Source organism: Sphingobacterium faecale, from assembly GCF_016746095.1.
In the GTDB taxonomy this organism is placed as follows: Bacteria; Bacteroidota; Bacteroidia; order Sphingobacteriales; family Sphingobacteriaceae; genus Sphingobacterium; species Sphingobacterium faecale.
The window spans coordinates 1-26,088 of sequence record NZ_JAERTY010000015.1 but is presented as its reverse complement, the minus strand read 5'-3'; the positions used below and the strand labels follow the sequence as shown (position 1 = coordinate 26,088).

Genomic DNA, 26,088 nt, shown 5'->3' with positions numbered 1-26,088 from the left:
AATTAGTGCTTTTTTTTCAGAGTATCAGTTATTTAATGTTAAATTAAGATATCGAGCGTGATTCTCTCTACAAAGGTGACCAATATGCATAGGCTTCTTTGAGCGTCCGATAGCGGTTTTGTTTATCTGGTGTTATGAAGGAGAAACTTCCACCCTCAGGTCCCGGAAATGACGTGACCAGTTCAATTTTATTGTTGTAGCGAAAGACATTTAGGATGGTAAAATCCTCCATCGGAAACTGACCGCCATCATCTACTCTCCAGGTGCTCATCTCGTTATACTCGGCTTTGAATTCTTGTATAAATAGGGTTGGACTTGTATTGGATTTGGCAACTAGTAGTACTGTTAGGGTATCCGCTAAAGGCGCTAATTGTGCTAGAAAGATACTGTCTTTCTCTGCTGTCGTTGCGATGAGTTTTATGGTTTTTATTGGGCTTTGGTAGCTTTTTTTTAACTCTGTAATCACATTGCTTTTATGGGCATCCACCAAGTTCTGTTTGACGGCAACTGCTTTTCGGGTTTTATGGAAGCTGTCGTTGGCGAGGAAAGCATAGGCTTCACCTGGGGATGTTTTTTCATGAAGTTGGAACACGGCTCCTGGGAGATTGCTGAAGTTGTCTGGAGTCTGCCTTCCATTATAATCTTCGCTTTCCTGCTGCATTTTTACAAAATCAAATTGGTATGCTTTTTCATTAGCCCATACATAGCTTAGCTCTTTCACGTTTGAAGGACGTTCTTCGTCGTCGATCAAGATAAGTTGCTTACGCGAATCATCGAATAAACCGAAACCGATATCCTGATGTGATAAGCTGTCCCCTGCTAGACTTTCGGATACTTTTTGCGGAATCGTGTCCTGTGCTGCGCTGGTTGTGTCATTCTGCTGGCGAGAATTGTTACATCCGATATACAACCCTGTAGAGAGGGTACATAACGCTAAGAGTAGCGCGTTGTTGATTTTGTTATTCATAATACAAATTTAAAAGAAAAATATCAGTGAAATGGGAGAAAGGATAGAAAAGGTTTTAAAGAAACCACTATCATTTAGGAGTGTTTTATGTTTGAAATGGGTCATGTTTAAATCACATATGTGGAAAACTATATGTTTTATAGTATTATTGTGAGCTATTATATTCGTAATAAATAGGAGGATACGCTATGACACTAACGAAACACTTATTTATTTTACTACTCCTCGTTCCCTTTGTTTTTGCATCCTGTGGTGCTAAAAAGAAGACGCTTTACGGAAATAATCATAAACCGACGGTAGGGAGTGGCACTTTGGCAGGCAAGAAAAACAAAGGTAATTTAACTGCATATTATGCAGATTTGTTGGGTACAGATTCAAAATCACTGAATGCAGATCTTTACTCTTTTATTGATGATTGGATCGGAAGCCCGCATCGTATGGGAGGGTTGACACGCTCGGGAATCGACTGTTCTGCTTTTGTGGGGATGGTATACAATGAAGTGTACCGTAAAGACCTGCCCCGTACCTCGCGCGATATGGCGGAGCGGATCAAGCGAAAGTATGATGACCAACTTAAGGAAGGAGATTTAGTGTTTTTTTCTTTTGGAGGACGGGATATAGATCACGTGGGTGTTTACCTGCACAATGGAAAGTTTGTACATGTATCCACCAAACAGGGAGTCGTTATTTCGAATCTTAAAGATGTGTGGTATTACAAGTATCTGAAGCGTTGCGGTACACCTACAAGCTAGGTCTCGTTAAAAGTCCCGTCTGTCATCAAACCATTGTGCGGCGAGTTCCTGTGGCAGGTCGAGTCGGGAAGAAGCAACGAGTTGCCCTACGGCAGTACCTGTATCTTCTCGCTCGACAGTTTCTATATTGGACAAGGTATTGATCAGGTCTATCAATTCGATAATAGCTTGTTCCACTTCTGCTTCCGTCTTCGCTTTACCTATTACTTTAAGTGCCGATTTGTATGCTTTGGTTGCGATTTTGGCATTTTTTCCTTCCCAATTGGTAAATGGGATTCCATATTCGGTTGTAAACCATATTTTTTTACGCAGCTTCGATACGGAGGAGTATTCCATCTCCCGTTCTTTAAGCAGTTTTTTAAGTTCCTGTTGTAGGATCTTACCTTGTGTCTCCTCGATATTCCAACCGATGAAGCTTTTGAGTTTTTGCCATATTTTCAGTGCTGGCATGCCTGTTAGATCGGGCATCGTCCGTAATCCCAGATATTCGAGCTCATGTAGTTGGGCGATAGCCTGTAGATTGGTGATATTACCGCTCAGATTCAGACTTTGTATGTTTTTGAACTGCAATAAGCTGCTACAGTCGACTGCTGCCCCGATCACAGTATTATCTACATGTACGGAGGATGCTATCTGTAATGATGGGAATTCCGGTAAGCTGTAGTTGTTATCAGCTGCTGTACCGGTATCTGGAGCAAATTGTACGAGCGTAGTACCAGGACTGGCTTTAATCTGTATGTTGGCCAGATTGCCGGAGAGGTGTAGTTTTTTGATATTTTCGCTCAGTATTAATTCGATCGGATTGGCTGTAGCGTGGATGCTGAGTTCATAGATGTCGGCCTTGCTGAGGTCTGCTCTCATTGGGCCTATCGGAGCCCAGTTCAGGTTTTCTATCCTTCGCTTTTCCGACCATTGGATGAAACCTGTATCATCTCCCGAGTAATAGAAAAAACGAGGCCAGTCACCATTAGGATAACGATCTGCATTTTGTTTTCCATGTGGTGTGTACATTTCGTTGAATACATCCCAGTTGATTGCGCTACCTTCCATAACCAGTACATCGTATTTCCCTTTGGACATATTTTTCGTTCCTATAGAAAAACTCCCCTGTCCGGGAGGGATTACTATTTTGTGGCTGTTTTCTCCGGTTAGGGATATAAAGGTAGGCGTGTTTCTGTCCATGTGTGTACGAATGCTGTATTGCTCAAATTTAGGAATTTGCCGTTGATTTTTTAGTTTCTTTTAAAGTGGGAAGGTTATGGAAATAAACTGTGGATCGAAAGAAGTTTTATCTTCTTGTTTTTTAATTTGGCCTTACTTTGTTACAATAGTTTGTTGATACTGGCTTTATTTTATTACAGATATTGGATAAAACTGGGTTTATTTTGTGACAATAAGTGTGTATATTTGGGTTTGCTTTTGTTACATTTTTAACTTTTGTTATGGAATTCAAGAGAGCTATTCAGGGGTTTTTGGATAATTGGAGAGGTCGTGTAGATCGAAAGCCTTTGATTTTACGAGGAGCAAGGCAGGTTGGTAAAACGACTTTAATACGTGATTTTTCAAAGAAATACAAGCATCGTATTATTCTTAATTTAGAAAAGCCCGCAGATCGACGATATTTTGAAAACTTTGATAATGTACAAGACATTGTTGAAGCTCTCTTTCTTGTTCACGAAGTTCCTTCGAAGGACATTTCAGATACCATTCTCTTTATAGACGAGATTCAAGAGAGTCCTGCTGCAATTCAATTATTACGCTACTTCTATGAAGAGATGTCAGAACTACATGTTATTAGTGCAGGTTCTCTTCTCGAATTTGCTATGCAGGAGATTCCTAGTTTTCCAGTCGGTAGGGTTGAGTTTTTGTATTTGCATCCTTTGAATTTTCAAGAGTATCTAGAAGCCAATAGTAAGACTAATCTTGCCGGATACCTGAATAAAATTCCTGTTTCTAAAGTTGCTCATCAGATTTTAATGGATGAATTTCACAGATTTGCAATCATAGGAGGAATGCCAGAGATTGTTAAAGCGGATTTGGTAACATCTAATCTATCTGACCTTATTTCTAAATACGAGAGTATTTGGGGGACATATAAAAACGATGTGGAGAAATACGCTTCTAATGATACGGAACGTAAGATTATTAAACACATTATGGATACAGCTCCTTTGTATTTAGATGAACGTGTTAAATTTCAGGGTTTTGGTAATTCAAACTACCGTTCACGGGAAATTGGAGAGTCATTCCGGACCTTAGATAATGCTAAAATTATAAGGTTGATTTATCCTACTACTGATGTGACTCCTCCGATTCGGAGCGATATTAAGAAGTCGCCTAGATTACAGTTCTTAGATACAGGACTCATTAATTATGCGGCAGGTATTCAGTCTGATATGCTTGCGATGAAAGATTTGAGTCCTGCATATAAAGGGGCATTAGTTCCTCATTTGATTGTACAAGAGCTGATCTCTATACAGTTTTCCTCAACATCAATGCCTCACTTTTGGGTTAGGGATAAGGCTCAGTCCAGTGCAGAGGTTGACGCTCTTCTTGTTGCCAAGGGGTTGGTAATACCTATTGAAGTAAAGTCTGGTGCTACAGGTTCATTGAAGTCTCTTCATCAATTTTTGGAAAGAGTGGATCATCATTTCGCAGTTCGGATATATGGAGGAGACCTAAGAGTTGAGGATACCGTTACACCAAATGGAAAGCCTTATAAATTACTGAACCTTCCGTATTATTTGGGAACAAAGTTGCCAGAATATATCGATTGGTTTATAAGCAAAGTAGACTAATGTCAAATTTCCCCTTCATGTAATAAAATTTAGGCTACTGTTATACTGTTCTTTTTGTTTTTATCTCCACTTTTGATAGGCATGGTCAATATCAAAGGGATATGATGATTGATGTTTAGACGTTTGCTTGTCGTATTCGATGATTCTTTCCAGGTTTTCCAGTATGTATTCTTTTATTGGCTTAATATTTTCTTGCTCTAAGGAATAGGGGTAATCGATATAGTGAAAAGTTTGGTCCTCGGCATGAAACAAAAATATATAATCATCTTCTGTACGCTGCTTGCGGTAGCCTTGAAGCTTGTAATACGGAAAATGTTCGGTAGGTCTTTTTATGATTTCAAACTGTAGGGATACTTCTGGTTTAGGATCCGAGCTGTAATAATTGTGTAAAGAGATATCATTAATAATCTCGTAATATTCTTCAAATCTCTTTAGAATGTCTTGTTCATCTTTGGTATAGCTGAACGGGTAAGGGAGGTATTCCCCATTTTCTAAGACATAGTCTTTTTCATGTTTTTTTGTTTTGCTCGGTGTGATCAGATTTCCGTTTTTGTTCATATATCCTTTGAATGAGCTGGAGGAGTTTGGCACTACAGTCCAATGCTCTTCATCTATTCGTTCTTTTTTGACATCGCGTAGTACTGTTGCATAACCATAGTTGAATGGAATTGCAAAGTCCCATTCAGGGGAGATTTTGATATTTCCCTCCTCGTCGGCAAATCCAATTTTTCCATTATCTAAGGCGATAATACGTTGTAGGTCTTCCGAAAAATAATCACTGCCATTATCAAACCACAAGGTGTAGTAAAGAGGCTCCCCTTTTCTATTATATACCGTAGCCGATGGCATAGCGGGATTATCCGTCGCGAGTGGGGATTTGTTTAGACTTCCCGGTAATTCAAAGATGGGAGAGAGGATAGGTTTAGAAAAATCAATTTCGTACGTTATTCTATGTCTTCCAAGCGGGACAATTATTTCTGTCGCTGATTTTACCCCCAATTGAATAGAATCTTTATCGGTAAAGTAATAGAGTTCTTGTCCAGATACGGAGCTGATAAAACCTAAAAGAATACACCCGATTATACTAAAACTGTTTTCTATAGACATATACATCGCTATTTCTTTTTAAACCTACATAAAATCTATCGAAGTAGGAATGTTTGTTACTGTGGATATGGAAAGATTGGGTATAAAAGGAACGGCAGGATTGAAGTCTTAAATAAAGTTAAAGGTGGATAGAGATGGATGATTTTTACTAACTTCAACAGTAACTTAATATGTTAACTTATGACTGACCAATCATGGACGCTATCAAGGAAAATAGGCTTTCGCTTCAGTTTTATTTTCATTCTTTCGTTTATCCTGTTTAAGAATAATGGAGCTTTCTCGTTGTTGGGTTATTTGACTCAGTTTCTGACTACGCCGATGCGCCAGTTATGCCATTGGTTTGCAATTCATATTCTAAATTATCAGTATGACTACGCAGTGTATACTAATGGTAGCGGAGACACCTCGTATGATTGGGTTTCTTTGGCGGTATTTTTGGTTGTTGCGGTATTAGGGACCCTGGTTTGGTCTGTGTTGGATAGAGACAGGAAGAGCTATAATACCTGTTACTATTGGTTGACAGCGATTACGAGATATTACATCGCATTTATGCTGATCAATTATGGTGTTGTCAAGCTGACTCACTCGCAGATGCCTCCTCCGGGGCTGGGTAGACTGATGCAACCTTTGGGTGAGTTTTCTCCAATGGGACTGGCTTGGACCTATTTTGGTTATTCCAAAGGCTACAATATTTTCGTAGGTATCGTAGAGGTACTGGCAGGTCTCCTGCTGTTTCGCAGGACAATGGTACTCGGGGCGCTGATCACTACAGCTGTGAGTATCAATATTATGGCGACCAACTATTTTTTTGATGTCCCTGTCAAGATCCTTTCGACGGCCTTATTTTTATTATCGCTCTATTTGCTCTTACCTTATATCCGAACTTTGTTCAATTTGTTGGTGCGTGGGCGTCTTGGTCAGTTGCAACTACTGGAAAGGCCGATATACACACGGTCTTGGAAAAATAAGCTGATGATCGGACTCAAAGTTATGATTCTTCTTGTTTTTGTAGCGCAGCAGGTTACAGGCTTGTTGAATAGGCATAAGCTAATTGACCACTATTTCAAGAAATCAGCCTTCTATGGTATTTACCGTATTGACGATGATAATACCGAGCGGAAGAGTATTCCCAAGGATTGGATGTTTATTGTTTTCGAATATGAAGGTTATGAAAGTGTTCGGGATAAATACTATAAGAAAATAGCGATAACGCCAACAATAGATGTTGGCAACAAGACAATATCACTAAATAATTACACATTCGACTATTCTGTTGATGATAATGGCGATGTCTTCTTAAAGAAAGTTTTTGATAGTCGTACAGAAGTCATCAAGTTAGTTAAGCAGAAACCAGAGGACTTTGAGCTGAGGAAGCGTGGGTTCAATTGGATACAGGAATATCCTTATAATAGATAGGGGACTGTCTCATTTGAAACAGCCCTATATTTATTCCGTAATAACTTGTATTCCTGCTATATCAGCTTTATATTTTATTTTTTCGATAAGCCCATAGTAAGACCAATTTCGGAGGAGGAATTCGTCTTCTTTAGCGACTTCTTCCTTTAGACTTTGGTTGACGAGCAGGAGAGTGCCTGCTTGCGCCTTGATACAGATGTCTATCAATCTACGGCTGTAGAGGTGAAGTTTGTTGTCTACGTATTTTTTCTCCTTTTCGTTGTATTGATCTAGACTTTTTAGTTTCTTCTTACGTCCGTGGCCGCCTCTGGAGAACGTTGCAGCCCGTTGGATACGATGTCTGGCCGATTGTATTGCGATACGACGGTAGAGAAACTCTTCTTTATTCCCGATTTGAAAATTCTCTTTTTCAATCTGTACCGTGATGGGATGCTCAACAGCTAATGAGGCCTCGGCAATAATATGATCTTTTAGTTCCTGTTGCTTTTTAGGCATTTCCAGAGCGATTAGTAAGAAAATCTTACCTTTTACGATCTTGATAGAGCTTCCGCAGATCTTGATCTGCCCTACGAGTGCGCGCTGTAATAATACTCGTTTGTCCGATCGGTCTTTGCCAAGGTACGTTCGGAAAGGAATTTTGAAAAGTGTGAACCTAAAATCTCTGTTATTTTCATCCTTATGGAGTTTGATCTGGCTGCCGGAAAAAGGAATGGGCATATCCTTTTTGTAGTTACGTAGGGACTTGGTACCTTTCCAATAGTCTAGCCTTTCGGTATTGAAGGTTTTTATCAGCGTCATGTTGATACAGGACAGGATATCGGAGTGGATCTTGCCCTTAAAATAACGGGACAATATTTTATAGGTCGTATTCATTCGTGATGTATTTAGTATGCCTTCTTCATCCTTGTTGCGGTCGGCTAGTTTGATTTTTACGTCATCCTGTAAGTAGATCAGGTCTTTCATCTGCTCTTGTATGTACTGGTGAGACATCACCATATTAGCTCCGCGGAATACGACATCCTGCCACTCGAATAGCGTCTTGTAATATTCGGCTCGTTTTTCCTTGTCGTCCGAATCAATATGTAACTGTATTTTTCTGGTGAGTACAATAGTGTCTTTTTCCATGATTTATGCTGTCTTTTTAGTGGATTTAACTTTAGCTCGTGCTTCTATAAATATTTTTTTGACGAGGGATGAACTTAGTTGGAGTGATTCTGAGATCTCATCGAATGACATCTGAAGTTCATAGCGCATACGTAAGACTTCGGCCTGTTCTGCCGAAAATTCGCCTTCTAACTTTATTGAGCTAGGGGTGTTGAGGATATTGAGTTTGTCCTGGCTTTGAAATATCTGACGTAGGGCATTAATTGTTTTTTCTACTTGTAAACTGACTTCATAATCCGATATTCCACCTAGGTAGTAGGCAATTCGTTCATAATTAAAGCTGTATCGTAAACATAATTTGATGAAATTCTGTTGCTGTTCGGAGAGGAAGGGGAGTAGTTTATTGAGTTTTTCAAGCTGACTTTGTTTCTCCTCCTCCAGTTGTTCTAAATAAACTGTATCTATTTCATCCTCAGTTTCCATATCGTAACCCAACATGAATTCCTGATAGTCTTCAATACTATCTAAACGTAATAGACTACGTTGAAATCTATTCCTAGTTTTGGTGTAGTATATACCAATCGCCGCTCGGATCTGTTTCTTTAGAAAGTTAAATACGGCTTCACTGTCTTTGATCTGCTCTCGGAAGAGCCACAGACGAAAGAAAGCCTCCTGTACAATACTCTCTGCTGCACATAAGTCTTCGGTGGCACGTTCGGCCCGATAGCAGAATGTGTCGAAGTACTTTTGGTAAAAATAATCCAAACCTTTTTCCTTACCCTCCTTGAGCAAGGAGAGGTGGAGCTGTGTGTTGCATAGCTTCATGTTTTAATTGTTTAGCGTGCTGTCAAAATAACTGCGTATAACCTTAGCGATTTTGCCGGTTTTATCTTTTTTGCCAAGGCTACCGCAGTTGTGTGTTGTTTGCTAGACGTATTGGTATGGGAGATAAAAGTTTCTGACGTCTGTTGTAAGTATCCTAATAGTTGTAGTGGCTTAGTGAATTCCTAGGTCTGTGTTGTTGTTTCCCAATGAATTGTGAATGCTTCGTACACCCCGTCATCTCGACCTTGTGGAGAGATCTATGAACTATGTAGGGTTAACTACTTTTGCAATTAATAATTGCCCTACAAATTTTGGTCATTTACAGGCGACGAGGCTTAGATGTATTTACCTATACTTTGTTAATACCCTACAAACTGTGAGCATCTACAGGTGTTCAGATTGACTGATTGTAAAACAAAGAGTTGTTACTACCCTATCAAATTGTATTTGCTTATTCATTTCGTCATACCGAGCGCAGTCGAGTGCCTGTTCCGAGTATCGGAATATCTATGGACTGTCTAGTATTAAATGTTATTTCGTTAGATCTCTCTATTCCGCTGCGCTACAATCGAGATGACGGGGACAAGACAAATAAATTGTCATTAAGATGATTAAAGCAAAAGGGTTACAGTAGAAGCCGTTTTTAATACCCTACACACTGTGATCAACTACAGGTCGGGGGAATAATTTAGCTTTAATCGGGTTGTTACTACCCTACAAATAATATTTGCTTTGTTCCTTTCGTCATCTCGACCTTGTGGAGAGATCTATTAGTTTTACAGGATACTTCTAGCGTTAGATCTCTCTATTCCACTGCGCTTCAATCGAAATGACGTGATGGGAATAAATTTTGATTACCTACAGGGTGCCCTGTGTGTTTTCAATATAGGGTACTTAGTGAGTGGCAATACACCCTCACTCTACGGCTGAACAAGCAGCCTCGTGTATGTTGTTTAATTTAGTATCTTAATACTATGGAAAGAGGTGGTGTGATATACATGCTAACTAATGTAAACCGAACGGTGCTCTATATTGGAGTGACTTCTGATTTATACACTAGGTTGGTTGAGCACCGTGAGAAGCGGTATGCCAATTCGTTTACGAGTCAGTATAATTCCTGTCTTTGTGTTTATTATGAATCCTTCTCTACTATTGAAGAAGCCATCGACAGAGAGAAACAGCTCAAGAAATGGAACCGAGCAAAGAAAGAGATTCTTATAAATAAGCTTAATCCGCAATGGAACGACCTCTGGGAGGTTGTTAAGGAGTGGTAAACTAAGGTGTCTGTTTGTTAAAAGCTTAGTTTTCGTTGACGAGACTCGGTTGTGTATACCCCTACAAATAACATTTGCTTTGTTCCTTTCGTCATCTCGATTGGAGCGAAGCGGAATAGAGAGATCTATGAGTTATAAAGATTGAAATCCAGTTTTTTAGATTTCTCCGCTACGGTCAAGATGACGTCAAAATGTGCAAATTGTGACTATCTACAGGTGGGTTCAATCATGAAATCTGAAGACTCTGTTGTGTATACCCTACAAATTGTGAGCATCTATAGAAGGGAATTGACGCTTTCGTTCACGAGTGAGTTGTTATTACCCTACCAATTGCATTTGCTTTGTTCCTTTCGTCATCTCGATTGGAGCGAAGCGGAATTGAGAGATCTACGGACTGTCAAGGAGTAACTATTATGTCGTTAGCCCCATTCGACTTCTCCGCCAACTGGCGGATCCGCTCAGGGTGACGTCTGGGGAGACCAGTTGGATCATCTGCAGGCGACCGAAACGGGCAAAGAAGTACTTCGCCGTTGTTCCTACGCTACAAGCTGTGAGCATCTACAGGGGGCCATATACAGGACTCTATCTTTAATGTGGTTGTTCCTACCCTACAAACTGTGATAATATATTGTTAGATCTCTCCGCTACGGTCGAGATGACGTCAAGATGTACAAACTGTGAGCATCTACAGAAATAATATTAAGGGTACTTAGTGAGTAGCAATACACCCTCACCCTACGGCTGAACAAGCAGCCTCAAATATTTTTACCCATACCAATATGTCAAAGAGCAATATTGTTCCTGTTTCATGCTAAAAAGCATAAATGACGTGAACTAAAATAATGGAGGATTTTAAGCAATAATTGGTTTTTGTATAAAATTGGGCGCTAATACTGTTGCTTTGATTAATACCTCTTTTGTAATTCTCCTGCTTTAATTAAACAGGGGATTTAACGATGTTCTTATATAGTGTGTCTCTCATGTTTATATATAAGTGTTGGTTATCTCTAATCAAAGATACAAATAAACATCATTTGCGCAAAATATAATAAAAATATATTTTTCAATGTTTGCGCAAATATTGTTTCTATTTGTTTTGTGAGTGTGCTAAATAAGAGTGTATTAAAAGAACTAGGTGAAAAAATCCGGTTACGGAGAGAGTCACTCGCTTATTCGCAAAACGATGTAGCGGATATGACAGGAGTAACAACGGTGACTGTGTTGTCATTGGAAAAAGGTAGAGGCACTACGCTTAATAACTTTTTGCTTATTTGTCGCGCTCTACAAATCCAGCCACGGGATCTTTTCGAGAGCGACATTGAATTAACCCCGCTTTTTGCTTTGCCACCAGAATCTCAAAAACGTGTTGAAAAGAATCAAAAGTTGGACTATCTCGTATATGAGTCTGATTTTTTTGAAACGCCTAGACGTGTTTCCGATGTGATCAAGGAACTTGACGCCGACAAAGCAGATAGTAATAAGTACTCCGTTTATCTGACAGGCTACTGCAAAGAAGGAGACCTAGACTATATCAAAGAGGGGAATTACAAAAAGTATTTAAAGCCTCCATCAGAGTCAGAGTTCTAGTTTTGCCTGTTTGTTTGGCAAAAGTGTTATCTCAGATCAGCTTGAATTTAAGACTACTTAGTTCAGGTTTAACTGAATGGGGACGGAGTAGGCGACTCGGACAGGAAGTCCGCGGTGGTACCCCGGAGTCCAGTCTTTTGCTCTCTTTAGTACTTCGATGGCTCTTTGCCCTGTACCATATCCTAGATCATTAATGATTTTATGTTCGGAGGTCTTTCCTGTTTTCTCAACTACAAAGCTGATGAGTAATTGTCCCGATACGTTCGCTTTAATAGCTTCAGCCGGGTATCTATAGTTGTTGCCTATAAACATTCTCAGTTGCATGATGCCTCCTGGGTATTCGGGTTCAACATCTTTCTGTGTGTACTTGTGCTGTTGCCCTAGGCTGTCTGTTGTTACTCCTTTTTCTAAAATTCCGTTATTGTACCATTCTTCAAACTGAGACTTTCCATTATGAAGGAAGCCTGTCCAATGTCCTTCGCGTAGCCCGTTGATGTATTCTCCTTGTTCTTTTTTGGTCTCATCACGTATTATTGTGGCAATGCCATTGCCATTGCTAACCTGAACGTGGCCCAATGAGTCTGCATAATAGACAAGTCTGCCGGACAGATCTCTAGGCGAGAGGTCAGTAGGGGGAGTTGTGGGTTTTAAATGCACGATAGTCTCTTTTAACCCCCCGTTCCTATAATATTTTTTTGCCGTGTCCAGTAGCCTGTCATTACTGTACTGATAGGTGGATTTTAGTATTTCATTATCATAAAAGTCTTCTACCAAGCCTTCAAAGCGCAATCGTTTAGGGTCTGCAGCTTTGACCCAACCCCGGCGCTTCAAGTTGCCATTGGGATAGTATTCACGAAGTTGGTATAAACCTGCCTCATTGGGCTGGAGGTGCACTATGCTGGTATATGCAGCAGAATCTTGTAGAGGTGTGAACCCTCCATCTTTTTTGATGTAGGTAACGATGGTTTCCTGCGCCTGTAGCTGATTTGTTAAGCCTAAAAAAAATAAGACTACTAGATATTTACTGATAGAGAAAATTGTATGCTTCATTATTTCCACTCAACAACGATTGTTATGCACGAAGTGTATACAAACATAAGTAAAATAAATTTTATCAAGCTTTGACTAAATAGCAACGTGCTAATTGCGTTTCTCTGACACAGGTTGTATTTTAAATATGTACTTTTGTGCATATTTTTTAGTTATGAGCGATAAGGCAAGAAAAATTTTTCTAGGAATCTGTATCATTGTTCCATTTGTAGTCTACTGTGGTATTTATTATTCATCCATGATAAAAAATGCTCCTTACCGATTTTCAGATTTTGAATCCATTGAGATTACGTATGGTACGCCTGGAGAGATGTTGAATACGTACAATTCTAAGACAAGGATTTATCATTATCTGACAAAGGATAACCAGGTTTTGACGGATACATTGAAAATGCGGGACAACGACTTATTGTACTTACACCGCAAAGCGATGGAGTTGGGGTTTTGGAACGTGGATGACGACATGACTACAGCACGGAAAGATTCTACGGAAGGAAAGCAAGTGCCGCGCTATATCTTAAAATATACGTACAAAGAAAAATCTAAAGAGGTGACACTAGATGCGGATTACGCCGGTACACAAAAAATGAAAGATGCCGCCAAATCGACTATTGATGCAGTATTAACGATGATAGCTGAGGTCAAGGCGAGATAAATAAAAATATTTAAACGATAACAAAAAAGGCTCTTCAATTTCTGAAGAGCCTTTTGTATGTTAATGACCTGTATTTTCTAAGTCTTTGGGATCGTGCTTGTGCTTGAATAGAATCGAGAAGGCAATTACAATCACCAAGGTATAGATAGCGAATGCTAGCCATATATGTTGCCAATCTTTTAAATAAATCGCAGAATCGAATGTGCCATTCGTGATTTGCACTCCTTTACCGGCAATAAAGTCCAATAGTTTTGGGTTATCTGTACTGGTTTCGAGCCGTGTTGCGAGACCTGCTAGGGTGTCAAAGGGCTTCGTATAATATTTATCTATCAGCCAACCGGAGACCTGTGAACCTAAGATTGCACCAATTCCATTGGTCATCATCATAAATAGCCCTTGCGCTGAGGAGCGTATCTTTGAATCTGTCGATGTCTCTACGAAAAGTGATCCAGATATGTTAAAGAAGTCGAATGCCATGCCATAGACAATGCAGGATAGGATAATCATCCATAGACCGGAAGATGGATCTCCATAAGCAAAAAGACCGAAACGTAATACCCAGGCAATCATCGCGAAGAGCATGACATTGCGGATACCAAAGCGCTTTAAGAAAAATGGAATAGCCAAGATGAATAGTGTCTCTGATATCTGTGATATGGACATGATGATGGTCGAGCGTTCTACCACTAAGGAATCTGCATATTTGGGATAAAAAGCGAACTCGCTCAGGAATACGTCACCATAGGCATTGGTCAATTGAAGGGCGGCACCCAAGAACATAGAGAATATAAAAAAGAGCGCCATCTTGTAATTGCCAAACAGTTTGAAGGCTTCTAATCCCAAGAGTTCGGATAGCTTGGCATTTTCTTTAGTAAGGTGTTGCGGTGGGCATTTGGGAATCATGAACATCGCATAGATGCCTAGAAATATGGATCCTCCAGCAGCAATATAAAACTGGTACTCGGTCGCTTTATTGCCTGTAAGATTGGTGAGCCACATAGCTGCAATAAAACCTACAGTGCCCCATACTCTAATCAGAGGAAAGGCCTTAATCAAGTCATGGTTTCCTTTCGTCAGCGAGCTGTAGGCAATAGAGTTGGAGAGGGCTAGGGTGGGCATGTAACAACACATGGCCAGCAACATCACCGTAAAGAAGCTGTCGGGATTTGATACCTGTGCCAAATAAATGAGACACACCGCATAGAGCAAGTGAAGTCCGATATAAAGGCGCTCCGCATTGACCCATCTGTCTGCAATAATCCCCATCAGTGTCGGCATGAATAGGGATGCGATCCCCATGGTCGAAAAGATAGCTCCAAACTGTGTGCCGTCCCATTGCTTGGTACCGAACCAATAATTGGCAATGGTAATCAACCATGCTCCCCACACGAAAAACTGTAGGAAGTTCATGACAGTTAGTCTTAATTTTATAGACATATCGATGTATTATGATTTTCGTCTTTCGATCTCATCTCGGATACGGGCTGCAGCTTCGTATTGCTCATTGGCAATCGCTTTTTGCAAGGTGTTTTCCAGTTGTTCATCGGTGAGCGATGCGTATGGAGATGCTGGAGTTGGGGTAGGTTGTTCGTCCTGTTGTTCGGGAGCCGTGCTTTCGGTGCTAGAGGCAGCAGATATATTTTCCAGAAATGCAAAGTCATTGTTTTCAATAACAATGCCTGCCGAGGCCATGATAAAATCGTAAGTGTATATCGGGCAGCCGAAACGTACGGCTAGCGCTACAGCATCGGAAGTCCGGGCATCAATTTCTAGGAGCTTTCCTGCGGTGTTACATACAATCTTAGCAAAAAATATTCCGTCAACGAGGTTGTATATCAATACTTCTTCGAGGCCGATACTAAAAGCATCTGCAAAAGATTTGAAAAGATCATGTGTGAGCGGCCTACTAGGGGTCATTTTTTCAATCTCCACAGCAATAGCCTGTGCTTCGAATCCTCCAATAATAATAGGAAGGCGTCTGTTCCCATTTACTTCACCCAATACTAATGCATAAGCGCCCGACTGAGTTTGACTATATGATAAGCCGACAATATCTAACTTTAGTTTCTTCATCCTAATACACTCCGTGATATGGATTAGGCTCCCCCTTTTCCAATGATACAAACTTAGATAAAATGCTGGAAATTAACAATGGCACCATCAAATGGTGCCATTATATATCGATGTTTTTAGTTTCCTTTATGTTTTTTTAATGCTTCTATCAGTTTGGGAACTATGACAAAAGCATCTCCTACTATACCATAGTCCGCTACTTTGAAGAAAGGGGCTTCTGGATCTTTGTTGATGACGACGATTGTTTTGGAAGATGAAACACCTGCTAAGTGCTGTATAGCACCGGATATACCGATGGCAATATACAAATTCGGGCTAACAACGATTCCAGTCTGGCCCACGTGCTCCGAATGAGGTCTCCAACCTGCGTCGGAAACAGGTTTCGAGCAGGCCGTGGCCGCGCCAAGAACTTGTGCTAATTCTTCGATCATAGCCCAGTTCTCTGGTCCCTTAAGTCCTCTGCCTGCAGATACTACAATCTCTGCTTCGGGTAGTGATATGGTGTCGGTAGCACGTACTATTTCTTGCACGACAGTGCTAAGGTCAGCCTGAGCAATATCTGGTGTGTAGGCCTCAATCGTCGTAGATCCACCTGTTTCTTTGGCAGGGAATGCATTGGGGTTGACGGTAAGGACTTTTATTACTGATTGTACTGATACAGTTGCTATTGCTTTGTTGGAGAAGGCAGATGTTTGTACTTCAAAGGTATCTCCGCTGATCTGCGGTACACCAGATGCCCCAGAGACAATACCGGCACTTAGTTTAGCCGCTACGCGGGGAGCTAGTCCTTTTCCACTGAATGTATTAGAAAGTATCACTACAGATGCATTTTCCTTTTTTGCTGCCGATGCAATGATGGAAGCATAGGCTTGATTGACAAAAGACTTAAGAGTGTCTGTAGAGACGTTAAGCACTTTGGAAATTCCATAACTTCCTAGTTTTTGGATTTGGTCATCTTGCACATTTCCTATGGAAATCGCGATTGCTTCGGTCTGTAGTTGTTCTGCAATAGCCTTGCCATAGGAAGCAGCTTCAAAGGCAGACTTTTTAAGTTGACCTTCTGTATTCTCTATATATATTAATACTGACATAAAATTTCTGAATTATTAAATGACTTTCGCTTCGTTATGTAATAAGTTGACCAGTTGTTCTACCTGATCCTCATCGATCAAATTCACACTGCCACGGGAAGGAGGTGTCGCGTAGGATTTAATCTTGGTAAGGGGATCAACAGTTGCTGGTGGAATTACCTCTAAGGGTTTACTACGGGCGCCCATAATACCGCGCATGTTAGGTATTTTAGGCTCAGCGACTCCTTCCGCAGTACCGACTACAACAGGAAGGGAGGACGTCAGCATTTCTTTTCCTCCTTCGATTTCACGTTCGATATTAGCTTGACCGTTACTCACCTGAAGTCCTTTTGCAACAGAAACGGAAGGTATCCCTAATAATTCACCCAGCATAGCGGCTACTTGAGCACTATTGTAATCAATAGACTCCCGTCCTGTTAATATCAGATCAAAATTATTGTCCCTTGCGTAAGTCGCAATCTGATTGGCTACAAACCATGCATCAGCAGGGAGCGCATCAATACGGATAGCATTATCGGCACCAATAGCTAAAGCTTTGCGGATCGTAGGTTCGGTACCCGCATCACCTACTGTAATCGCTGTTACTGTTCCGTTAGTAGCTGCGGCGAGATCGACTGCTTTGGATAATGCAATTTCATCATAAGGGTTGATGATATACTGCACCCCTGCAGTATTGAATGTTGTGTTGTCGTTTGTAAATGTTATTTTCGATGTAGTGTCCGGGACATTACTTATACATACTAATATCTTCATATACTAATCTTTTATTTTTAAACCATAAATTCATTACTTGTTGCTAAGAACGCTTGATACAGTAAATCTACTGATTAACACTTAAGTTTACTTATCAAATATAGTCAATTTTATGTAAAATCCTATGCGTGCATAATATTGGATTGTTGGTTATAATATGTTTCACGTCATTTCGACCCTGTGGAGAAATTCACAGATAAAAAGGGTTAAATTTATAGCTATCCATAGATTTAACTGCGTTGAGCTCCTCGAGGTTCTCCACTACGGTCGAAATGACGTGTTGTGGTAAACTAAATTTCTGTTGCGTTTGACAATATTTGCAAACTCAGTTCATTGCTGTTGCTGAGCAATAGTCTTAATTAGTGTTTTGTTTTGTAAACGGCTTTAGTTTTCTTTGCAGAGATTATTAGATATCAGAAAATATATGGATAGGATAGAGCAGCTTAAGGAATTTATAAAGGAGACACCGCAGGATCCTTTTTTGCATTATGCGCTAACGATGGAATATGTCAAGCTAGGAGATATAGAACAGAGTAGGGCTGGATTTGCACATATGGTATCGGTCTACCCTGATTATGTAGGTACATATTATCACTATGCTAAGTTTTTAGAGAAACAGGACGAGAAAGAGTCTGCGGAAAAAATCTATGAAGAGGGGATAATAGTTGCAAATAGGATGAGAAATAGACATGCTATGGGCGAGTTGCAGGCAGCTTTAAATCTCTTGCGTGGTATAGATGAGGATGATGATTATTAATGCTTAGTTACAAGGTATATAATGTTTTCTTATCTATGTGTATACTTGTTGTTTAATAGCTTCTGATAAGTATTTATGCTTGATGTAAGCTGTATTCGAAAAATTTTGCATGTTAATAAGCTGACCAATTTTTTTTTGGTACTGTTTTTGAAAGCTTTTTTAAAAGGAGTACAAATGCGGATTTTTAACTACATATCTATAGCTTTAATAATCAGTTCTTTTTTTGTTGGTTGTATAAACAACAAAAAAAGAACTACAGCAAAGGATAAGCTGGAGAATATCGAGTTGTTAGCCGCCAATGTAGTCGGGGTGTATACTGGAAATTTGCCGTGCGTTGATTGCGATGCTATTACTACTTTATTGGAACTACATCGTGATCATTCTTACACGCTGACGTATATGTATGACGGTAAGTCCAATGAACAGTTTGTAAAAGAAGGAAAGTGGGAAATCGATAAAAATAAGTTGATTCTGGATGGTGTTGATTACAAATATAAAATTGAAAGTGAGCTGCTCGTGCAGTTGGATCTCTCAGGGAATGAGATAACGGGAGATCTGGCAGAAAGCTATCAGCTCGCTAAGATGAAATAAAAAAAGGAATCTAAACCAGATTCCTTTTTTTATTAATCATGTTCGCAAATTTCTTTCAATTTGGACACCACATAGTCGATTTCTGCCTTGGTGTTCCATTTGCTGAATGAAAAACGGACGGAGGGGCGCTCACTGTCCGCTTTGATGCCAGCCAATACATGTGAACCTATATCGGAGCCTGAACTACAAGCGCTACCTCCTGATGCCGATATTCCCATAATGTCTAGGTTAAACAGTAATACATCAGCCATTTCTGTGCACGGTAGGGATATATTTAAAACGGTATAAAGAGAACGCTTTGGATCAATACATCCATTAAACTGAACATCGGGAATAGCTTTGGATAGCTGGTCGATCATATAGCTCTTCAACTCCTGTATATGCGCCTGATGCTCTTCCATATGGCTGTAAGCAATTTCTAAGGCTTTAGCAATTCCTGCAATACCATAGATATTTTCTGTTCCGCCACGCATATTGCGCTCTTGGGCTCCTCCATAAATTAGTGGTTTTATTTTATTCTTGCCGTTAATATACAAGAAACCAACTCCTTTAGGGCCATGGAATTTGTGCCCCGCGCCGGTTATAAAGTCAATCTTAAGTGTGGTGAGATCGTGGGGATAATGTCCCATTGTCTGTACAGTATCGGAATGTAATAGTGCATTATAGCGCTGACATATCTCGGACACTTGATGTAGGTCAGTAAGATTGCCGATCTCATTATTGGCCTGCATGATAGAAACGAAGCTACGGGGATTTTTTTGTAACAATTCTTCCAGGTGCTGTAGGTCAATGTGTCCTTCGCTATCTACACGTAGGAAATCCAAATGCACTTTGCCCGTTTTTTCCAATTCTTCTAGCGTATGGAGTACGGCATGATGTTCTATAGGAGACGTGATGGCATGTGTGATCCCAAAATCTTCTATAGACCGTATGATCGCCATATTATCTGCTTCTGTACCGCCGGAGGTGAAAAAGATTTCCGAAGGGGAGGCGTGTAATAAATTAGCTATCGTCTTGCGGGCTTTTTCTATAATTGTTTTTACCTGCCTGCCATGCGTGTGTATAGAAGAAGGGTTTCCAAAGTCATTTTGCATAGTTGCTACCATTACCTCAATGACGGCTGGGTCAATGGCAGTAGTAGCTGCGTTGTCTAGATATACTTGCATAGTTACAAAATTAACTATTGTGTCTGTATTTATTTATATTTATTTCTGAAAGAGTGTGTTTGTGATGTACCCCGATCAGGAAATTTTATTGCGTGTAGACGTTGGAATTGCTATTAATACGACGCTAACTAGACAGCCCAACAATCCTAAATAGGCAATCAGATCCCCGTATTTTGTGTATATGGTCAGCTCTTCGTTTAGATTGATTTCTTGTGACAGCGCCGTTGGTACCCACCATTCGGTTCGTTGTACAATATCTCCACGTTGATTAATAAAACCGGATATCCCGGTATTGGCCGAACGAGCTACCCATCGTCTATTCTCGATCGCTCTTAGCTTGGCATAGGCCAAATGCTGGTCTTTGCCTGAGGTGTCTTTCCACCAGCCGTCATTAGTCACGATAGCGATAAACTGTGCGCCTTTTTTTATGTATTGGGCTACATATTCACCCCAGATGGACTCATAGCAAATCACGGGAGCAGCGCCTATTCCACTTTGACTGTAAAATACCGATGGCTCTTTGTCATAACCATAACCTCCGGTAGTACCGCCAAAATGTTCAAAGAGGGGCTTCATAAAGGAAAGAGCCCGACCAAAAGGCATCTGCTCTACACCTGGTACCAATTTGGATTTGTGGTAAAACTGTACTTTGCTAGAGCCATCGATCAATACTGCAGCGTTAAAGCTATCTAGGTATTTATTGCCAAAGGCGCGCGCGGTCAATGTCTTTTGATCCGGGTAGAGGAGGTAGCTCTCTATACCCGATAGGATGTTGCCGTTATGGTATTTCTCTAAAAAAGAAATGCTTTTTTCGTAAGCAGGGTATGCTCTGAAATCTTCTTCATGGATACCGTTGCGGTCCGAAATAGCGGTTTCGGGCCATAAGAAGAATTCGGTATTGGGTTTGGCGACACTTGCCGAAAGTTCAAATAATTTATCTAATTGCTGTTCAGGTGTGATAGAACCAAATTTCTGATACGGGTCTATATTGGGTTGTACAACGACGACTTCCGAAGGGTTAATATGTTCTTCGTAGGTGGAGTATTGGAACAGCGAAATCCCTATCGGTAATAATACGATCGCTAGGATGCCGATAATTAGCTTCTTTTGAGAAAATGCGGCAACCTTTTCTCTGTATTGCCAATAGTAGAGGAATGCAAAAATATTTGCTAACCAAATCCATAGTGTGCCGCCGTATACACCAGTGAGACTGTACCACTGCACCAATTGATGTACATTGGAAAGACCATTCCCTAGATTCATCCACGGAAAAGCCAACCCCCAGCTTTGATGCAGGTACTCATAGCCTATCCATAGGGATACAAGACCTGCAAAACTAACGGCGATATGTCGGCGCTTGCGCAGCTGATAGTATAACCTAAAGACTAAGGCCATCAATAGGGGAGCCAGTGCAAAGGGAATCAATGCAATGCCTAAGGATACTACAGCAGGAAGAAAGGCGTTCATGGCATTAAATACCCAATAGATCGATGCGGTGTTCCAGACAAGGCCCGTCAAGAAACTAACTTGAAATATTTTCGTTCCTTTTTTGCTGTAGTTGCCTCGGATGATGTTTTCAACAGCGACCAATAGGGGTACAAACGCGACTAATAGTAAGAGTCCGGTATAAGGAACTGGCGGCCATGCAAGCCAAAGCATAAAGGCACTGAGTAGTGCCAGTAAATAATTTTGTTTCACGTGATCGTTTTATAGCTGGGATAGGATTTCTGCTTTTTTATTTTCGTATTCTGCCTGAGAAATCAACTGTTTGTCAAATAGTGCTTTTAACTTCTTTAATTTTAGCGTGAGTTCGTCGTCCTCTGCAGGAATAGAAACAGGAGACGGGGTTGCTTGTCCAAAGAAAGGAGTCGGCTTTACTTTGGTCTCTTCTACTGATTCTACAGGAGGTTCGACGATCGGTTGTGCCGGAGTCTCGAACACCGGTGCGGCAGGTGCTGGACTTTCTTTCTTTGGCTCTCCATAGATGTCACGTACAGGCGCTATAATCTTAGTGGTAGCAACGGGTTCGTCCTGCTCAATCTTGACATGCTCTAAAGCTTCTTTTATGAGCTGGTATAACTTACGGGCCTGTACTTTGGGAATATAATCTATACTGAGATTTTCGCCGGTAAATGGAATAACAGTAACTTTAGAGCCAAATATCTCTTCCTTGAAAGCAATATCTTTGATGTCTTTCCAAGAGAAAATCTCAAAATTGGTCGCTAGTCCTAATTTGGTAAATTCACAGAGAAAAATCCGTTTGTCGCTGATGGTGATGCTGTCGGGGAGCAGGGTTACTGCTGGTTTTTTTTGTAGTGCAATATAACTAATGGTCTCTCCATGTGTCAGCATATCAGCAATCTTGCCATATATTTTTTCTACAACTTTAATGTCTTGTCCGTCTTGTATAAACTTATCTAAACTCATGTCTTATTGAATAATGATCGTGATCAATAATGTGCTATATATCTACTAGTAAACTTAAATAAAAAGCGCTGTATTCACTAACTGTCAATCAAACTTTTACCTAAGTGTGGTGTTAATGCTATTCTAGGCCCGCTACGCAAAAGACGAATTCCCCTTTTATCGGGTTGTTTTCAAAGTGTACTTTTAATTCTGCCAATGTCCCGCGCAGGGTCTCCTCGTATAGCTTGCTGAGCTCACGAGATATAGAAGCTTGTCTGTCTTCACCAAAGTAGGTGATAAATTCTTCTATGGTTTTTAATAGGCGGTGCGGTGATTCGTAAAATATCATCGTTCTTTTTTCCTCCGAAAGCTGCTTCATCCGGGTCTGCCTCCCTTTTTTAACGGGCAGAAATCCCTCAAAGCAGAATTTGTCGTTGGGCAATCCAGAGTTGACCAACGCGGGTACAAATGCGGTTGCTCCGGGAAGGCATTGTACCGTGATGCCTTCTTTTATAGCTTCGCGGACTAATAAAAAGCCGGGGTCAGAGATGGCAGGTGTCCCCGCATCCGAGATCAACGAGATCTGCTGGCCTTCTTTTAAAAAACGTATAATCTCGGCAACGGCCTTGTGTTCATTGTGCTGGTGATGGGCAAATACCTTTTTTTCTATACCAAAGTGTTTTAGTAGAGGAGCGCTGGTGCGTGTGTCTTCTGCAAGAATGAGATCCGATTCTTTCAATATGCGTATGGCTCGAAAGGTCATATCCTCTAAGTTGCCAATGGGGGTGGGGACTAAGTATAGCATAGTCAAAGGTAAAGATTTTACGGAAAAGGCTCAAAAAGTAATTTTTTGAGCAATAGACTTCTTATCTTTGCGACATAAAACTCAAAATATATGTTGCAGTTAAATTTTATCCGAGAAAACAGGGACGCAGTCATTGAGAGATTGGCTGTGAAAAACTTTAAAGATGTGGCTTTGGTTGATGAAATCATTAGCTTGGATGAACAACGTCGTCAGATTCAGAACGAATCCGATGCGATTGCTGCTGAAGCAAATTCGTCCGCTAAGCAAATTGGTGATTTGATGCGTCAAGGAAAAAAAGAAGAAGCCGAATCCATTAAAGCAAACTCCTCGCGGTATAAAGAGCAACTTAAAGAATTTACCGAAAAATTGTCTCAGGTAGAACAGGAACTGAATCATAAAATTGTACAGTTGCCCAATCTGCCACATCGTTCGGTGCCGGTAGGTACGACTCCTGAAGAGAATGAGGTGGTGCTGACACACGGTACTATACCTGATCTGGGAGAGGCTAAGTTGCCGCACTGGGAGCTGTTGACAAAATATGATATTGTAGACCTGGAACTTGGTGTGAAGGTGACGGGGGCTGGTTTTCCGGTTTATAAAGGTAAAGGTGCTCGTTTGCAGCGTGCCTTAATCAATTATTTTTTGGATCAGGCTGCTGAGGCAGGATATACGGAAGTAGAGGTGCCCATTATGGTCAATGAAGCATCGGCCTTCGCTACAGGACAATTGCCCGATAAAGAGGGACAAATGTATCATGTCACGAATGATGATCTCTATCTTATTCCGACGGCAGAGGTGCCTGTCACCAATTTGTATCGGGATGTAATTGTGAAGGAAGAACAGTTTCCGATCCGACACTGTGCGTATACGCCTTGTTTCCGTAGGGAAGCTGGGTCGTATGGAGCACATGTTCGTGGTCTGAACCGATTACATCAGTTTGATAAGGTAGAGGCGGTGCAGATTGTGCATCCAGCTAAGTCGTATGAAGTGATCGAAGAGATGAGCAATTATATACAAGGGTTGTTGCAGAAGTTAGAATTGCCTTACCGTGTGCTCCGTCTTTGCGGTGGCGATATGAGTTTTACTGCGGCACTTACCTATGATATGGAGGTGTTCAGTGCTGCACAGGAGCGTTGGCTGGAAGTATCTTCTGTTTCAAACTTTGAAACCTATCAGTCTAACCGGTTGAAAGTACGTTTCAAAAATGAAGAAGGTAAGATGCAATTGGCGCATACGCTGAACGGTTCGGCTTTGGCACTGCCGCGTATTGTAGCTTCTATTTTAGAAAACAATCAAACCGAACGTGGTATTAAAATCCCTTCGGTACTGGTACCTTATACCGGATTTGAATATATCGATTAAACATTCATAAAAAAAGCGAGCCTAGGCTCGCTTTTTTATGAATGTTTGTCTTTTTCTTTCCATTGCTGCGCAAAGGATTTTTTAGGGAGTTCGGGCAATGTACGTTTATCGCCCCATGATTTCTTAAAGAAATAGCGCATAAAGAAATTCTTAAACTTGCCTCCAAAGAAATCGAGCAGGCTCCGCTTGCGCATGATGTAGGCGAATCCTCTCCACATACGTTTTTCATTGGGAGCTGCGAGGTTTTCCTGAACAGCATCGCGTCTGTTATTCAAGAGCATTTTGTGTATATCGATCCCTACGGGGCATACTTCTGTACATTTGCCGCATAGGCTGGAAGCATACGAAAGATGTTTAAATTCTTTCATACCATTCAAATGTGGAGATATCAATGAGCCTATTGGACCTTGGTAGGTTGTTTCGTAGGTGTGACCTCCTATATTTTGGTAGACCGGACATACGTTGAGGCAAGATCCACAGCGTATGCAGTATAAGCCTTGGCGCTGTTCTTTCTTTTCTAAGAGATGCGAGCGGCCATTGTCCAATAGGACCACATACATCTCGTCTGGACCATCGGTATCGGTATCCATTCTCGGCCCATTCAGGATGCTGTTATATACGGTCAGGTTTTGTCCTGTACCATGTGAAGCAAGCAAGGGCCAAAATAGATCCAAGTCCGAGAGGTTGGGGATGACTTTCTCTATTCCTACGACAGCAATATGTATTTTAGGGAAAGTTGTGGTCAATCGTGCATTACCTTCGTTTTCTGTGATGGCAATGCTTCCGCTGTCCGCGATCAAGAAATTAGCGCCTGTGATGCCGACATCAGCACTGGTGTAGTGGGATCGGAGTAGTTCGCGGGCCTTCATCGTGAGTTGCTCCGCTGTGGCGTCTAGTGGCGTGTCGAATTTTTCGTGAAATAGCTTGGCAATATCTTCGAGGCTCAAATGCATTGCTGGAGTCACAAAATGATAAGGCTTTTGGTCTAGCAATTGTACAATATATTCCCCCAGGTCGCTTTCGATAGTACTGATGCCCTTTGTCTGGAGGAAATGATTCAGCTCAATTTCTTCCGTTGCCATGGACTTCGATTTTATCACAGAGCCGGCGTTGTGCCTTTCCATGATTTTCCATATCTCCTGGCGTGCTTCTTCGGCGTCATTGGCCCAGATAACCTTCCCTCCGTTGCGTGTAAAGTTGGCCTCGAAGTCCAAAAGGTATCTGTCGAGGTTTTCCATAACCTTCCATTTTATCAGATTTGCCTTGGCTTTGGAGTTATCTAGATTTTTAAACTTGCTTTTTCCTTTTTCGAAGGCCACACTGTATTTATCAATGTTGTTATTGATTATTTCGCGGTGACGGAGGTCAAAGGATTTTGTCGTGCTATCTTTTAAGAATTTCTCTGCAACGTTTTGGGCCATGTGGTAAAACTACTCTTTTTTTCTGAAAGTGTATATTTTAATTGACACGATAATGCGCTATCGTAGCCGTTTTATTTGGTGTTAACAAAAACTCCCGCTGTAATACAGCGGGAGTTTTTGTTAACACC

25 protein-coding genes are annotated in these 26,088 nt (G+C 40.9%); 10 read left to right on the top strand and 15 right to left on the bottom strand.

The features are described 5' to 3' along the window. Window positions 1-67: 67 nt before the first annotated feature. Window positions 68-967 carry a hypothetical protein gene (locus JKG61_RS21345; protein ID WP_202105041.1) on the bottom strand — a complete coding sequence of 300 codons (900 nt, stop codon included), beginning with the start codon at window positions 965-967 and terminating at the stop codon, window positions 68-70. 188 nt (window positions 968-1,155) lie between these two features. On the opposite strand from JKG61_RS21345, the gene JKG61_RS21340 reads away from it, so the two are divergent. Then, window positions 1,156-1,719 (top strand): C40 family peptidase, encoded by a 564-nt coding sequence (locus JKG61_RS21340; RefSeq protein ID WP_202105040.1) that lies wholly within the window; start codon window positions 1,156-1,158, stop codon window positions 1,717-1,719. A gap of 6 nt (window positions 1,720-1,725) precedes the next feature. On the opposite strand, the gene JKG61_RS21335 is transcribed toward JKG61_RS21340, so the two are convergent. After that, the gene (locus tag JKG61_RS21335) at window positions 1,726-2,901 is read right to left on the bottom strand and encodes a hypothetical protein (RefSeq protein ID WP_237249567.1); all 1,176 of its coding nucleotides are present in this window, start codon (window positions 2,899-2,901) and stop codon (window positions 1,726-1,728) included. A gap of 260 nt (window positions 2,902-3,161) precedes the next feature. Here JKG61_RS21335 and JKG61_RS21330 point away from each other — a divergent pair, with 260 nt between their 5' ends. Further along, a complete protein-coding gene (locus tag JKG61_RS21330; RefSeq protein WP_202105039.1) occupies window positions 3,162-4,517 on the top strand; it encodes an ATP-binding protein in 1,356 nt (451 codons plus the stop codon). A gap of 60 nt (window positions 4,518-4,577) precedes the next feature. Here JKG61_RS21330 and JKG61_RS21325 read toward each other — a convergent pair whose 3' ends face one another. Continuing rightward, window positions 4,578-5,624, bottom strand: a complete 1,047-nt coding sequence (locus JKG61_RS21325) for a WG repeat-containing protein (protein ID WP_202105038.1) — start codon at window positions 5,622-5,624, stop codon at window positions 4,578-4,580. Window positions 5,625-5,804: 180 nt separating this feature from the next. Between JKG61_RS21325 and JKG61_RS21320 the strand changes: the two genes are divergently transcribed. Next, complete coding sequence (locus JKG61_RS21320; protein ID WP_202105037.1) at window positions 5,805-7,040, top strand: DoxX family protein; 1,236 nt, start codon at window positions 5,805-5,807, stop codon at window positions 7,038-7,040. Window positions 7,041-7,070: 30 nt separating this feature from the next. On the opposite strand, the gene JKG61_RS21315 is transcribed toward JKG61_RS21320, so the two are convergent. Continuing rightward, the gene (locus JKG61_RS21315; RefSeq protein WP_202105036.1) at window positions 7,071-8,165 is read right to left on the bottom strand and encodes a hypothetical protein; all 1,095 of its coding nucleotides are present in this window, start codon (window positions 8,163-8,165) and stop codon (window positions 7,071-7,073) included. Window positions 8,166-8,168: 3 nt separating this feature from the next. After that, a complete protein-coding gene (locus tag JKG61_RS21310; RefSeq protein ID WP_202105035.1) occupies window positions 8,169-8,969 on the bottom strand; it encodes an RNA polymerase sigma factor in 801 nt (266 codons plus the stop codon). A 974-nt stretch (window positions 8,970-9,943) separates the two neighbouring features. Here JKG61_RS21310 and JKG61_RS21305 point away from each other — a divergent pair. The 3 genes from JKG61_RS21305 (at window position 9,944) to JKG61_RS21295 (ending at window position 11,830) form a co-directional block, all read left to right on the top strand. Then, window positions 9,944-10,243, top strand: coding sequence for a GIY-YIG nuclease family protein (locus tag JKG61_RS21305; RefSeq protein ID WP_202105034.1), 300 nt, complete (start codon window positions 9,944-9,946; stop codon window positions 10,241-10,243). A gap of 228 nt (window positions 10,244-10,471) precedes the next feature. Further along, complete coding sequence (locus JKG61_RS21300; protein WP_202105033.1) at window positions 10,472-10,651, top strand: hypothetical protein; 180 nt, start codon at window positions 10,472-10,474, stop codon at window positions 10,649-10,651. Window positions 10,652-11,347: 696 nt separating this feature from the next. Then, entirely contained in the window at window positions 11,348-11,830 is a 483-nt protein-coding gene (locus tag JKG61_RS21295) for a helix-turn-helix transcriptional regulator (RefSeq protein ID WP_202105032.1), read from the top strand. 57 nt (window positions 11,831-11,887) lie between these two features. Here the strand turns inward: JKG61_RS21295 and JKG61_RS21290 are convergent, their stop codons facing one another. Next, entirely contained in the window at window positions 11,888-12,880 is a 993-nt protein-coding gene (locus JKG61_RS21290) for an energy transducer TonB (protein WP_202105031.1), read from the bottom strand. Window positions 12,881-13,118: 238 nt separating this feature from the next. Between JKG61_RS21290 and JKG61_RS21285 the strand changes: the two genes are divergently transcribed. Beyond that, a complete protein-coding gene (locus JKG61_RS21285) occupies window positions 13,119-13,535 on the top strand; it encodes a hypothetical protein (RefSeq protein WP_037458830.1) in 417 nt (138 codons plus the stop codon). Window positions 13,536-13,595: 60 nt separating this feature from the next. Here JKG61_RS21285 and JKG61_RS21280 read toward each other — a convergent pair whose 3' ends face one another. From JKG61_RS21280 to JKG61_RS21265, 4 genes are all read right to left on the bottom strand, one after another. After that, window positions 13,596-14,972 carry a nucleoside permease gene (locus tag JKG61_RS21280; RefSeq protein ID WP_202105030.1) on the bottom strand — a complete coding sequence of 459 codons (1,377 nt, stop codon included), beginning with the start codon at window positions 14,970-14,972 and terminating at the stop codon, window positions 13,596-13,598. A 9-nt stretch (window positions 14,973-14,981) separates the two neighbouring features. Next, entirely contained in the window at window positions 14,982-15,608 is a 627-nt protein-coding gene (locus tag JKG61_RS21275) for a bifunctional nuclease family protein (RefSeq protein WP_021071433.1), read from the bottom strand. Window positions 15,609-15,724: 116 nt separating this feature from the next. Next, window positions 15,725-16,699, bottom strand: coding sequence for an electron transfer flavoprotein subunit alpha/FixB family protein (locus JKG61_RS21270; RefSeq protein ID WP_202105029.1), 975 nt, complete (start codon window positions 16,697-16,699; stop codon window positions 15,725-15,727). Between the two features lie 15 nt (window positions 16,700-16,714). Further along, window positions 16,715-17,452, bottom strand: coding sequence for an electron transfer flavoprotein subunit beta/FixA family protein (locus tag JKG61_RS21265; protein ID WP_202105028.1), 738 nt, complete (start codon window positions 17,450-17,452; stop codon window positions 16,715-16,717). A gap of 424 nt (window positions 17,453-17,876) precedes the next feature. Here JKG61_RS21265 and JKG61_RS21260 point away from each other — a divergent pair, with 424 nt between their 5' ends. After that, a complete protein-coding gene (locus JKG61_RS21260; RefSeq protein WP_202105027.1) occupies window positions 17,877-18,209 on the top strand; it encodes a tetratricopeptide repeat protein in 333 nt (110 codons plus the stop codon). 174 nt (window positions 18,210-18,383) lie between these two features. Continuing rightward, window positions 18,384-18,800, top strand: coding sequence for a copper resistance protein NlpE (locus tag JKG61_RS21255; protein WP_202105026.1), 417 nt, complete (start codon window positions 18,384-18,386; stop codon window positions 18,798-18,800). 32 nt (window positions 18,801-18,832) lie between these two features. On the opposite strand, the gene JKG61_RS21250 is transcribed toward JKG61_RS21255, so the two are convergent. The 4 genes from JKG61_RS21250 to rsmI all read right to left on the bottom strand — a co-directional run bounded on the left by JKG61_RS21250 (window position 18,833) and on the right by rsmI (window position 23,177). Continuing rightward, entirely contained in the window at window positions 18,833-19,966 is a 1,134-nt protein-coding gene (locus JKG61_RS21250; protein WP_202105025.1) for a cysteine desulfurase family protein, read from the bottom strand. Window positions 19,967-20,041: 75 nt separating this feature from the next. Further along, on the bottom strand, window positions 20,042-21,664 hold the full coding sequence (lnt, locus tag JKG61_RS21245; RefSeq protein WP_202105024.1) for an apolipoprotein N-acyltransferase: 1,623 nt from the start codon (window positions 21,662-21,664) through the stop codon (window positions 20,042-20,044). A gap of 9 nt (window positions 21,665-21,673) precedes the next feature. Next, entirely contained in the window at window positions 21,674-22,393 is a 720-nt protein-coding gene (locus JKG61_RS21240) for a PH domain-containing protein (protein ID WP_202105023.1), read from the bottom strand. Between the two features lie 118 nt (window positions 22,394-22,511). Then, window positions 22,512-23,177: a 16S rRNA (cytidine(1402)-2'-O)-methyltransferase gene (rsmI, locus tag JKG61_RS21235; RefSeq protein ID WP_202105022.1), complete on the bottom strand. Its 666-nt coding sequence runs from the start codon at window positions 23,175-23,177 to the stop codon at window positions 22,512-22,514. Between the two features lie 90 nt (window positions 23,178-23,267). Between rsmI and serS the strand changes: the two genes are divergently transcribed. Then, on the top strand, window positions 23,268-24,539 hold the full coding sequence (gene serS / locus JKG61_RS21230) for a serine--tRNA ligase (protein WP_202105021.1): 1,272 nt from the start codon (window positions 23,268-23,270) through the stop codon (window positions 24,537-24,539). Between the two features lie 35 nt (window positions 24,540-24,574). Here the strand turns inward: serS and JKG61_RS21225 are convergent, their stop codons facing one another. Then, the gene (locus JKG61_RS21225; protein ID WP_202105020.1) at window positions 24,575-25,960 is read right to left on the bottom strand and encodes a LutB/LldF family L-lactate oxidation iron-sulfur protein; all 1,386 of its coding nucleotides are present in this window, start codon (window positions 25,958-25,960) and stop codon (window positions 24,575-24,577) included. Between the last annotated feature and the right edge of the window lie 128 nt (window positions 25,961-26,088).